The organism is Actinoplanes sp. NPDC051343 (assembly GCF_044455125.1).
Classification (GTDB): domain Bacteria; phylum Actinomycetota; class Actinomycetes; order Mycobacteriales; family Micromonosporaceae; genus Actinoplanes.
This window is the reverse complement of sequence record NZ_JBITEL010000002.1, coordinates 790,910-802,866: the sequence shown is the minus strand read 5'-3', so window position 1 is coordinate 802,866 and position 11,957 is coordinate 790,910. Positions and strand designations below refer to the sequence as shown.

The window sequence follows — 11,957 nt, the reverse complement described above, 5'->3', positions numbered from 1 at the left end:
AGGTCATCTGACGTCGACACAACCGACGATGATCACGCGGTGGCCGCCCCGCATCCGGCACCGCCACGCAGAGATCACGATCTACGGCTGGAGTACTAGCGAACGAGACCGATCTTCACGTCGCGACGCTGATCAACATCGATTCAGCAGATCGTGTTAGGAGCTCTAAAGGCCGATGCGACCAGTTTGACGCGGCGTGCTGAAATAAGCCGATGAATGTACGTCGAGTATTGGCCGTCGTTCTCTTGATCGTGGCACTCGCCGGGATCGTTCTCACCCGGGGCGTCCTGTCGCTCGACCAAAGCCTCCCAGTGGTCATGCGGATTGTCATCGCCGCGGGCGCCGCAGCCTGCGCTCTGGCCGGTACTGCGCTATGGGTAAAGGCTGGCGGCAAAGCGCGTGACTGATCAGCCGGATGGCTCGGAGACGGCGATATCGGCGAAACCGGTCACCGTCGGCGATCGTCAGCCCGAAGGCCGCCGAGCAAAGGTACACAGCGCTCGCGGGCACCCGTCGCGGTGGCTCGGTATGAAGCAAGGATCTTCGCCCGCGAGTTCAATCAGCCGGTGGCCACCTTCCTGATACCGCCATGGGTGAAGGCGTTGACTGGCGGCTGTGCTCGTACACCTCGGCCGGCGTCGAATTGGACGGCGCGGGGCACAACTCCCTGCGCGCATGGCTGTGGCTGGCCGAGCGGCGTCTCACCGGTGACGAGCCGGCGGCGACCATGGGGCAGCGGATCGGCGCCGAGGTCCTCCAGGTCGAGATGATCCGGGCGCCGGGCGAGCCGGTTCGCACCTCCGGCAGGCGGATCTGGCCGCCTGCCTGACCGCGCAGATCCGCCATCAGGGTTCGGCGCGGTCCCAGCGCAGGTTGTCGCCGGCAGATCCGGATGTTGAATTTGGAGACGGTCTTTTGGTGCAATACAGGGCGCTCACTCCACTCGTGGTGGAAAAGCTGCTGTTGCGCGGAGATGACCGTTCCGCACTCGTCTTTACCTTGCGGAGACGAAGGAATTGGACGAGAGACGCGGCGGATGGAAAAGATCTGGCTTATTGTCATCACGCCAATAGATCAAGCCCACGATCAGGCATCCAATGATGAACAGAGCAACGAAGAACGCGAGACAGCCGACGACGGGTGAGCAGCCACCATTGCCGCCGCCCCCGCTGCCCATCTGTCGCTGGCGCTCTTTTTCCTACAACTCACGATAGGTGTCATAATCCGCCATGTGACTGTCTCCTTATCGTGCAGTTTGGTCAGCCACTGACGCGGCCCGGATGGCACGCAGCACGCAGGCAGCGGAAATTCTTCGTGCGATAACAGGGAGGGTTATTCGCCATGCGGTCATCGACAGATCTGTACGCCTGATCATCGCTTCGCGATCAAGCCACACGGAGCGCAACATGGTCTGTGGTGAACCCAGGTTCACCTCGCGTGGCGGGCCACGGTAAGCGCCTCCGTGGCCGCCGAGCGGCCCACCCCGTAGCGCACGTTGACCTGGAAGCGGCCGACCCCGGCGGGGCCCACCTCGACCGACAGCTGGTCGGCGAAGTAGAAGTCCGAATACGCGGCGTTCGGCTCTGCCGGCTGGAACCCCCGCTGCTCGAGCTCCCAGCCCAGCCGCTCGTGTTCGACCGCGTTGAGGTATGCGGGGCCGGCGGACGCGGGCGGCGGCGGGGACGGGCGACGGCTCCCCAGGCCGAAGATCTTGCTGCGGAGCCACAGCGCACCGGCCGCAATGAGGATCAGAATTACCAGCGACAGGAACGCCTGCATCTATACCTCCGGAAGTCTGCGGCCGGAAGTTCGGGCCGCGAATGCCTGTCGCCGTTCTGGCGTTGGCCTGACTTGATCGAAGTGGAGCACTATCCGGATTGGCACGCCCGTACGGCTGACACGCCATCCGCTCATCGGCAAGAGCGTGCGCCGGAACGCCCAGGCGTGCGTCACATGGAGTGGCAGTCCTCGCCGGCCGCCGCGCGATCGGCGGCATGAGCGGACGTCATGGGGTCGACGTCGAGGTGTCGTAGCCGGAGAGTTCTTGCTCATCGGGGGGTTCGAACTGACGCCGCCATTCATCAACGTCCGAGCGTTGAATCGGAGGATCCTCCATGGCGCGTTCCTCGATGCGGTGCCAGAGTTCCTCATCCGGGACATCGAGGTAGATGAGCTCTACCGCGGCTCCCAGCATTTGTGCCCGCAGTCTGAGAGTGTCGCGCTCCGACCGAGCCCATGTGCCCCATTCAATGATCACGGTGTTGCCGAGGAGTAGGAGTTCCTCGGCCATCGACCATTGGAGCGCCTCGACTCGCCGCCGCATGGCGTCGTCCCACAAGCTGACGCCGAGCGCTGTCATCCACTCATCGGGTCCAAGCCGTAGGCCACGCCGTTGAGCGGCCACCTCCTTAGCCGCGGTCGTCTTCCCGCTGCCGGGCAGCCCGCAGATGATGACGAGTCGTCCCCGCGAAGGCGTCCCGGCCGGCTGATCGGCAGCGTCCTGGGTCATACGAGCCATTGTGTGCGGTCGGTCGGACACGCGCGGCCAAGCGACCCGCCTACAGGCCGAAAGCACTTTCTTCAGCAACCGGACACGGATGCCGGTGACAACAGATAGTGACCGGCACGCCAGCCCGTTGCGCGATGACTGCGGCAGATCCGTGCGTCTCCAGCTCTAAGGGTCATGCATAGTCATGCGCGTGGCGCCGATCGAGAGCGGTGACCGTGGTGAGTCTGGCGAGCGGTCAAGATGCGATGGCTATTATTTCGGATACGGGCCGTTATCAGTTTGACGGGTGACTCAGTACCCGCAGACGTTGATGGGGGGCTCGTGGGCGGCGTATCGTCGCCATTTGGCCTCGGGGAGGCCGCCGGCCCGATCGCAGAGGGCGGCGAGGGGTCTGAGGTATGCGGCATGGTCCCAGAGTCGTGCCGTTGTGTCGCCGCTCGCGGTCGCGAGGGTCTTTCCGTCGGGGCTGAAGGCCAGGCCGTAGACCGGCTGGTCGTGTCCGGCCAGCGGTGCACCGGCCGGATGGCCGGTTTCCGGGTCCCACAGCCGCACGGTCCGGTCGTCGCTCGCGGTGGCCAGGAGTTTGCCGTCCGGGCTGAATGCCGCCGCCCACACCGGCCCGGCGTGACCGGTCAGCGGCTCGCCGACGCGGTGGCCGGTTTCCGGGTCCCACAGCCGGACCGTCTTGTCCTCGCCGGCGCTGGCCAGCAGTTTCCCGTCTGGGCGGAAGGCCAGGGCGCAGACGGTGCCGGTGTGCCCGGTGAGTGGCGTGCCGACCGGCCGGCCGGTGGCGGGGTCCCACAGCCGCACGGTGCCGTCGCTGCCCGCGGTGGCCAGCCGGGTGCCGTCGGGGCTGAACCGCACTGCCCGAACGGGCCCGGCATGCCCGGCCAGTGCTGTGCCGACCGGGCGTGCGGTGGCCGGGTCCCACAGCTGTACGCGTCCGTCGCTACCGCCGGTTGCCAGGACCTTTCCGTCGGGGCGGAAGGCCACGGACCACACCGGCCCGGCTCGGCCGACGCCGATCGGCCGCCCGGTGGCCGGGTCCCACAGACGCACGGTCCCGTCGTCGCCTGCGCTGGCCAGCAGTTTCCCGTCGGGGCTGAACGCCCCGGCACGCACCGGCCCGGTGTGGCCGGGGAGCGGCGAACCGACCGGACGGCGGGTGGCGGGGTCCCAAAGCCGGACGGTGTCGTCCGTGCTGGCGGTGGCCAAGCGTCTCCCGTCGGGGCTGTAGGCCACGGCGTTCACGGGCCCGGTGTGCCCGGTCAGCGGCCCGCCGAGCGGACGGCCCGTGGCCGGGTCCCACAACCGTACGGTGCTGTCCTTACTGGCGGTGACCAGGAGTTTTCCGTCCTTGCTGTACCGCACGGCGACCACCGGCCCGGTGTGGCCGGTCAGGGGCGGTCCTGCCGGCCGGCCTGTGCTCGGGTCCCACAGCCGCACGGTGGCGTCGTCGCTGGCGGTGGCCAGGCGTTTTCCGTCAGGGCTGAATCGCATCGACCGCACCGGCCCGGTGTGGCCGGTCAGCGGCGGACCGATCGGCCGCCGGGTGGCCCGGTCCCACAGACGCACCGTCGCGTCGTCGCCGGCGGTGGCCAGCCGGGTGCTGTCGGGGCTGAAGACCACGGCGTACACCGGCCCGGTGTGGCCGGTCAGCGGTGCGCCGACCGGGTGCCCTGTGGCGGCGTCCCACAGCTGCGCCGTATTGTCGCCGTCGGCGGTAGCGAAGAGCTTCTCGTCCGGGCTGAAGTTGATGCCGTACAGCGGCCCGGGACTGATGGGCGCCGGCGCGCCGACCGGTCGCCCTGTGGCCGGATCCCACACTCGTATCGTCTTGTCGTCCGCGGTCGCCATGTACTTGCCGGACAGGCTGAACCGCACCGACTTCACCGGCCCGGTGTGCCCGGTCGACGGTGCACCGATCGGACGTCCCGTGGCGGGGTCCCATCGGCGTACGGTGCCGTCCATGCCGACCGTGACCAAAAGTCTGCTGTCGGGGCTGAAGTCGAGGCCGTTGATCGGCCCGCTGTGGCCGGTCAGCGGGACGCCGACGGGGCGGCCGGTCGCCGGATCCCAGAGGTGCACCGTGTTGTCGCCCAGGGGGAGCGTGGCCAGGCGCGTGCCGTCTGGACTCAGGGCCGCGGCCTTCACCGGTCCGGTGCGCAGGACCAGCGGCGCGCCGACGCGGCGCCCGGTCGCCGGATCCCAGAGCCACACCGTGTTGTCGGCCGCGGTGACGGTGGCCAGCCGTCTGCCGTCCGCGCTGAGGGACACGATGCCGTTGTCGCCGGGCAGGACGCTGGAGGCGTCGGCGAGCAGCGCGCTGGCGGCGCCGAGCGACTCGTCGGTCACGCCGGCGGCGAGCGCCGCGGCGGCGAGTTGCTCGGACGCGCCGCGGTCGGTGCCGCTGGTCGTGCCGCTGATGGCGGCGAGCTGACGGGAGAGCGCGATGGCGTGCTGCAGGTCGGCGCGGACGGCGCTGCGGTGGGCGAGTACGGCGGTGGTGCCGGTGACGGCGAACAGGACGACCATGACCGCGGTGACAGCCTGGTAGGCCCGCCGACGGCGGCGGGCGCGGCGATGACTCGCCTGCAGGAACTCGGCAGCGGTCGGATCGACCGGCAACTGCCCGGCGGGGTCGTCGGCCCAGCGGCCGACCGCGTCAGCGACGGCCAGGAGACGGCCACCGTGATAAAGGTACGAGGGATCACGGCCGCGCCCCTGCCAGGTCTGGACGTCATCGGCGAGGGCGCGGTGCAGGGCCTGGTCGGTGAGGCTGGGCCGCAGCCAGTCGTGCAGCCGGGTCCACGAGCGCATGAGCTCCTCATGCGCGATGGTGACCAGGTCGTTGTCGGCAACGGTGAGCAGCCGGTGCGCAGCGAACGCCTCGACGACCAGGGCGACATCGTCGCTGCAAGCCGCGGCCCGCAGTGCGCCGCGGGTGCCGGGCCGGCGAGTGAGCTTGCCGTCGGTCACCGTGGTGAGCTGCAGGAACACCCGGCGGGTCAGCTCCTGCAGGCCGGGGTCGAGGGACTCGTAGACCCGTTCGGCGCTGGTGCGCACGATGTCGGCCACGCCGCCGGTGCGGTGATAGCCCGCCAAGGTGAGGCCCGCGGCCGCCTCCGCCTGCCACATGACGAACATGACCTGCGACAGCAGCGGCAGCGCGCCGCTGTCGAAGCCCACCGGCAGGCTGCGCTCGCGAAGATCGTCCAGGATGGCGACGCAGACGTTCTCGGGGACGCGTACGCCCGCCTCGGCGGCCGGGCCGGCGACGGCCTCGCGCAGTTCCGACTCGGTCATCGCGCCGACGGCGAAAACGCCGGCCTCAGCCGACTGGCGCACCGGCGGGAAAGCCAGCGCCTGGTCGAGGAAGTCGCCGCGGATGCCCGCGATGACCAGCGCCGCGGGCGCGCCACCAGGCCGGACCGGCGCGGTAGCCATGCTGTACAGCGCGGCCAAGAACCGCTGCTGTTCACCGGCGTCGCAAGTGAGTGTGAACAGCTCCTCGAGCTGGTCGACCACCAGGACCAACCGCCGGGCGTCGTCGTCCGGCAGGCCGCCGGCTGCCAGGGCCTGCCCGGCGAGCAGGTGCGCCGCGCCGGGATTCGCCAGTAACGCTTCGTGTACGGAGACGGCCTCCGTGCCGGCGAGATCGGCCAAGTGGATCGCGAGTTGCCGGAGCGGGTCGCCCGTCGGCGTGATCACCCGGCGCGGCCAGGACCCACAGCCCGGCGCCAGCGCGTCCTCGGCCAGCGACCCCATCAGCCCCGCGCGCAAAAGCGACGACTTGCCGGACCCGGACGGCCCGAGCACCAACAGCACGCCCGCATCGTGCGGATGCTCCCGCAGGCGCCGCACCAGATGCTCGGTCAGCGCCCGCCGGCCGTAGAAGATCCGCGCGTGGCGCTCCTCGAACGCCGGCAGACCCAGATAAGGACAGCCCTCCCACCCGGCCCGGTGCGCCCGCCGGCCGTCCCTGGCGCGCCGCGCGGACCGGTCGGCCTCGACGCCCTCGGCATAGAACCGCACCCGTGCCTGCTCGCGGTCGGTGGCGCGCAGCGCCTGCGCGATCCGCACCGCCACGTCTGCGCCCGGCGCCGTCTTGCCCGCGAAGATCTCGCTCAAGTGCCCGACCGACACGCCGGCCGTGCCGTTGATCTTCCGCAGCGACGGCTCGTCCGCCCGCTGGCGCAGCTCGAGGAGCAGGTCGTGCAGCCGGCGATGATCCCCGACAGGACAAGCACCTTGGGTCGTCACCTGCTCACCTAAAGTGGTCACCTCCGCAGGTTAACCAGCCGGCTGCTCGGTGTTCGGCCTGTTCGCCAGGCCTGCCCGAACGTCCGATGCCGCAGGCCAGGCCACGCGCCTCGACGGACCAAAAGTGTTCGCCGCACGCCGGTGAACACCCCGGACCGGCGATCTGCTGATGCCATCACCAGCCACCGGAGGACACCATGCAGACCCTGCTCACCAGGAACGTGCCCGCCCTGGACGAGACCCACGGACCCGACAGCCACGAGGCCGAACTGCGAGCCCTGATGGCGATGGCCTCGCATGACCTGAAGTCCCCCCTCGCCAGCGTCTCCGCCCACGTGCAGATGCTGCACGAGGACTACAGCACCGCCCTGGGCGACGGCTTCCGGCAGGACATCGCCGCCATCGAGCGCGGCCTGCGCCGCATGAACCAACTGGCCCAGGACCTCCTCGACTACGCCCGCGCCGACCACACCCTCGAGCTCGCGCCGAGGGCGCTGCGCGAAATCGTCGGCGAAGCGCTCACCGAACACGTCGCCGGGCCCAACAAGGTCCTAGTGACGCAAAGCGGCGAGTGGCCGACCGTGGTGGCGGACGCCGGGCTGCTACGGCACGTCCTGGACAACCTGATCGGCAACGCCATCAAATACGCGCCCGCGGACACCACGCCCGAGATCGAGATCGAGGCCCACACCCTCGCCGACGGCACCGTACGCGTCGAGGTAGCCGACCGTGGCGTCGGCATCCCCGCCGCGGACCGTCCCCGGATCTTTGACGCCTTCCACCGCTGCGCCAACACCGGCGGCCGCCCCGGCACCGGCCTCGGCCTAGCCATCTGCCGCCGCATCGTCGAACGCCACGGCGGCCACATCGGGGTCAACGACAACCCCGGCGGCGGCAGCCGCTTCTGGTTCACGCTGCCGAAACTCGTGTAACGCGCGATGTTGCCATCGACAAGACGTCCACCCCGGACGGGGAACACTGGGCCGGAGAGGTTGAGGCAACAGCCACCTGCCGCCGGTGATCCAGAATCGGGCCGGCGCCGGTGGGCACGTCAACGACGAAGCCCCCGAATCTGGTGAGATCGCCTAACGGCGAGGAGTAGCAGCGAACCAGATCGCAGCAATGCTTGGGCCGCGCGCAACGTTCTCCGGGACGGGACCGTCCGCACCTGCGGAGTTACTCGCCTCAATGAATTTGCAAGTGCACGCATGATCATGCATAGAGGATTCGCCCTGTCATCGGCAGATCCGCGCACTCCCGTCAGGTCGCGCGATGATTGTCTGCACGTAGGGTGAACGGGCTCCGGAGCTACCGCCGGCACCACCGGCAGTAGAGGTCGACAAGGGGTGCCGGTTCTCGCAAAGGTCTCGGCACGCGGCGCCGGCAACGATGCATAGAAACTCGCGAACGAAGTCACCCAGAACCTCACGACCGCCGCACCCTGGCTCCCACCAAGCGATGGACAAGACTTTTGGCCAGGCGCTCAGACGGGGGCCGCTGCCACGGCTAGGGCGGCTCGGACGAAGGCGGCCACGGCGGGGGAGCGGCAGTCCTGGGGCCACGCTATGGACAGGCCGGCCGGGGGCAGGTCGGTCACCTCGCGGTAGACGATGTCGGGGCGGGTGTAGCGGCGGGCCACCGAGGCCGGGACGAAGAAGACCAGGGTGCCGATCTCGATCAGGTTGAAGATCTGGGTCATGTCGAGGCGGGACGAGGTGCGGTGCGGGCGCTGCGGGCCGGACGAGGCGTCGGCGCCGTCGGGGAGTTCGCGGCCGCGGAAGTCGGCCAGGGACAGTGACGGCAGCGCCGCCAGTGGGTCGGTCACGGCCAGGGCGACCAGGTTGGGTTCGGTCATCAGCGGTTCGTGGTCGAGGCCGCGCTCGTCGAACGGGGTGGGGAGCAGGGCGACGTCGGCGCGGCCGTCGTGCAGGGCCGGGACCTGCTCGCCGCGGCCGCCGAGCAGCGGCTCGACCGGCAGGGCGGACGCCTCGCGGCGGTAGGCGGCCAGGATCTGGGGGAGCAGGCCGGCGTCGAAGTCGGCCTTCAGGGCCAGGCGCAGCGCGGGGGTGGGCAGGCCGGCGTTGCGGGCCCGGCGGCCGGCCGCGCTCACCGCGTCGAGCGCGTTGCGGGCGTCGCGCAGCAGGATTTCGCCGGCCGGCGTGAGGGCCACGTTGCGGGTGGTGCGCTCCAACAGGCGTACGCCCAAGAAGCGCTCGATTTCCCGGATAGCGCGGGAAAGCGGGGGTTGTGCCATGCCGAGCCGCGTAGCGGCCCGGCCGAAATGCAGTTCCTCGGCCACCGCGACGAAGTAGCGCAGCTGGCGGACCTCGAGGTCGTTCATACTCCCACGGTATCAATCGGGATCGGATCGGTCCTTCAGACCCGGGCTGACCAGCGGTTGACTGTGCACATGATCGTTGTAACTGCACCGATCGGGAACATCGGCCGCCAGGTCGTCGCGAATCTGCTCGCGCTCGGCACGCCCGTACGCGTCATTGTGCGCGACCCGGACCGCCTGGCCGGACCGGTCCGTGAGCGGGCCGAGGTCGTCGCCGGGTCGCACGGCGACCCGGACGTCGTCGCCAAGGCGTTCGACGGCGCGGACGCCATCTTCTGGCTCGCCCCGCCGAACCGTGAGGCATCCGACTTCCGCCAGGTCTATCTCGACTTCACCCGACCGGCCACCCGGGCCTTCACCGAAGGGCAGCGGGTGGTCGGCGTCTCCGCGCTCGGCCGCGGCACCGCACCGGCCGCCAACGCGGGCCTGGTCACCGCCTCGCTGGAGATGGACGACCTGATCGCGGCCAGCGGCGTCGCCTACCGGGCGCTGGCCCTGCCGTCGTTCATGGACAACGTGCTGCGCCAGGTCCCGGTGATCCGCGAGCAGGGACGCTACTTCGGGCCGAGCGAGCCGGACCGGAAGATGCCGACCTGCGCGACCCGGGACATCGCGGCCGCGGCCACCCGGCTGCTGCTCGACGACGGATGGACCGGCAGCGGCGAGACACCGGTGCTCGGACCGGAAGACCTGTCCATGCTGGACGAAGTGCGGATCATGTCGGAGGTGCTGGGCCGGCCGATCGAGTACGTGCGTACGCCGCTCGACGCCTTCAAGGCCCAGTTCCTGGCCGGCGGGGCCTCGGAGTCGGTGGCCCAGGCCATGGTGGACATGGCGCGGGCCAAGGACGAGGGCCTGGACGAGGGCGTCGCCCGCACGACCGGGACGACCAGCCCCACCACTTTCCGCCAATGGTGTGAGGAGGTCCTGCGGCCGGCCGTGGAATCATGACCGCTTATGGAGCTCACCCCGCAGGATCAGGCCTATCTCGACCAGTTGCCCGGGGCGGGCGCCTTCAACCCGACCGTTCCGCATCCGGCCCGGCGCTACAACTACTGGCTCGACGGTAAGGACAACTTCGACGCGGACCGCCGCTCGGCCGACGAGATCGAGCGGCTGGTCCCCGGCATGCGGGCGGGGGTACGGGCCAACCGGGACGTGCTGCGGCGGGTGGTGACCCACCTGGCCGGTGCGGCCGGCGTCCGCCAGTTCCTCGACATCGGCACCGGACTGCCGACGGCGGACAACACCCACGAGGTCGCCCAGCGGATCGCGCCGGACAGCCGGGTGGTGTACGTCGACAACGACCCGCTCGTTCTCGCGCACGCGCGGGCCCTGCTGACCGGAGGCCGGACGGCCTATCTCGAGGCTGACCTTCGCGACCCGGGCAAGATCCTCCAAGCGGCCGCCGGGACGCTGGATCTCACCGAACCGGTCGCGCTGCTGCTGGTCGGGGTGCAGCACTTCGTGCCGGGTGACGAGGCGGTGAAGCCGCTCGTCGACCGGCTGATGGGCGCGCTGCCGTCCGGCAGTTTCCTGTTCGTCACCCACGTCACGAACGACTTCCTGCCGCCCGCGGTGGTGGCCGGGCACGACGAGATGCAGCGGGCCGGGCGCTCGGACTTCTGGATGCGCGGCCGGGCCGAGATCACCCGGCTGTTCGAGGGCCTCGAACTGCTCGAGCCGGGCGTGGTCCCGACCACGCGGTGGCGGCCCGAGCCGGACACCCCGGACCTGCCGCTGCACGTCGTCAACGCCTGGGCGGCGGTCGGGCGCAAAGCATGATCAGGCTCACGTGCCGGGCGGAGTGAGCGGAGAGTAGCTTTCGCCCCATGTCGATTGCGTTGTCCCTGCTCGACCTGGCGCCCATCCCGGCCCGGAGCACCGCCCGCGAAAGCTTCGCCACCAGCGTCGCGCTGGCCCGGGCGGCGGAACGCAGCGGCTATCGCCGCGTCTGGTACGCCGAGCACCACAACATGCCGACCATCGCGTCGTCGGCGACCAGCGTGCTGATCGGCTACATCGCGACGCAGACCGAGTCGATCCGTCTCGGCTCCGGCGGCATCATGCTGCCCAACCACTCGCCGATGGTGATCGCCGAGCAGTTCGGCACGCTGGCCACGCTGTTCCCGGACCGCATCGACCTCGGGCTGGGCCGCGCGCCGGGCAGCGACCAGAACACCCAGCTGGCCCTGCGGCGCGACCCGTCGGCGGCCGACACGTTCCCGCAGGACGTGCTCGAACTGCAGGGTTTCCTGTCCGGGCACAGCCGGATCCCGGGCGTGCAGGCGGTACCCCGGGCCGACGAGATCGTGCCGCTCTACATCCTCGGTTCGTCACTGTTCGGCGCGCAGCTCGCGGCCCGTCTCGGCCTTCCGTACGCGTTCGCCTCGCACTTCGCCCCGGACGCGCTGACCCAGGCCGTGTCCGTCTACCGCGACACCTTCCAGCCGTCGGCACAGCTGGAAAATCCGTACGTGATCGCCGGCGTGAACGTCTTCGCGGCCGACGACCACGACCAGGCGGTGCAGCAGAAGGCCGTCGCCTACCGCGCCCGCACCCGGGCGATGCTGACCCGCGGCGCCCGGGGGATGAACTTCACCGACGCCGAGATCGACGAGTTCCTGGCCTCACCCAACGGCGCCCAGCTGGCCGGCATGACCCGCTACACCGCGGTCGGCACGCCGTCCGAGGTCCGCGACTATCTGGCCGCGTTCGCCGAGACGGCCCAGGCCGACGAGCTGATCACCGCGCACCACGCGAGTGAGGTCGACGACCGGGTGCGCTCGATCGAGCTGACCGGCCAGGTCCTGAATCTGCTGCCGGAGAGCAAGTAGAACGGGTGTG

The 11,957-nt window shown here is 70.1% G+C and carries 9 protein-coding genes; 5 read left to right on the top strand and 4 right to left on the bottom strand.

Features of this window, described 5'->3' with window-relative positions; translation table 11 throughout:
* Positions 1-589: 589 nt before the first annotated feature.
* Complete coding sequence (locus ACIA5C_RS10690; RefSeq protein ID WP_396053085.1) at positions 590-829, top strand: hypothetical protein; 240 nt, start codon at positions 590-592, stop codon at positions 827-829.
* Between the two features lie 599 nt (positions 830-1,428).
* On the opposite strand, the gene ACIA5C_RS10685 is transcribed toward ACIA5C_RS10690, so the two are convergent.
* The 3 genes from ACIA5C_RS10685 to ACIA5C_RS10675 form a co-directional block, all read right to left on the bottom strand.
* Positions 1,429-1,779, bottom strand: coding sequence for a hypothetical protein (locus tag ACIA5C_RS10685; RefSeq protein ID WP_396053084.1), 351 nt, complete (start codon positions 1,777-1,779; stop codon positions 1,429-1,431).
* A 226-nt stretch (positions 1,780-2,005) separates the two neighbouring features.
* The gene (locus ACIA5C_RS10680) at positions 2,006-2,509 is read right to left on the bottom strand and encodes an AAA family ATPase (RefSeq protein ID WP_396053083.1); all 504 of its coding nucleotides are present in this window, start codon (positions 2,507-2,509) and stop codon (positions 2,006-2,008) included.
* A gap of 291 nt (positions 2,510-2,800) precedes the next feature.
* On the bottom strand, positions 2,801-6,793 hold the full coding sequence (locus ACIA5C_RS10675) for an AAA family ATPase (protein WP_396053082.1): 3,993 nt from the start codon (positions 6,791-6,793) through the stop codon (positions 2,801-2,803).
* Positions 6,794-6,969: 176 nt separating this feature from the next.
* Between ACIA5C_RS10675 and ACIA5C_RS10670 the strand changes: the two genes are divergently transcribed.
* Positions 6,970-7,704 carry a sensor histidine kinase gene (locus tag ACIA5C_RS10670; protein ID WP_396053081.1) on the top strand — a complete coding sequence of 245 codons (735 nt, stop codon included), beginning with the start codon at positions 6,970-6,972 and terminating at the stop codon, positions 7,702-7,704.
* Positions 7,705-8,255: 551 nt separating this feature from the next.
* Here the strand turns inward: ACIA5C_RS10670 and ACIA5C_RS10665 are convergent.
* Positions 8,256-9,113, bottom strand: coding sequence for a LysR family transcriptional regulator (locus ACIA5C_RS10665; protein WP_396053080.1), 858 nt, complete (start codon positions 9,111-9,113; stop codon positions 8,256-8,258).
* 69 nt (positions 9,114-9,182) lie between these two features.
* On the opposite strand from ACIA5C_RS10665, the gene ACIA5C_RS10660 reads away from it, so the two are divergent.
* The 3 genes from ACIA5C_RS10660 to ACIA5C_RS10650 are packed head-to-tail and all read left to right on the top strand — an operon-like array spanning position 9,183 to position 11,947.
* Positions 9,183-10,061 carry an NAD(P)H-binding protein gene (locus tag ACIA5C_RS10660; RefSeq protein ID WP_396053079.1) on the top strand — a complete coding sequence of 293 codons (879 nt, stop codon included), beginning with the start codon at positions 9,183-9,185 and terminating at the stop codon, positions 10,059-10,061.
* Positions 10,062-10,067: 6 nt separating this feature from the next.
* Positions 10,068-10,895: an SAM-dependent methyltransferase gene (locus ACIA5C_RS10655; protein ID WP_396053078.1), complete on the top strand. Its 828-nt coding sequence runs from the start codon at positions 10,068-10,070 to the stop codon at positions 10,893-10,895.
* Between the two features lie 47 nt (positions 10,896-10,942).
* A complete protein-coding gene (locus tag ACIA5C_RS10650) occupies positions 10,943-11,947 on the top strand; it encodes an LLM class flavin-dependent oxidoreductase (RefSeq protein WP_396053077.1) in 1,005 nt (334 codons plus the stop codon).
* The last annotated feature ends 10 nt before the right edge of the window (positions 11,948-11,957 follow it).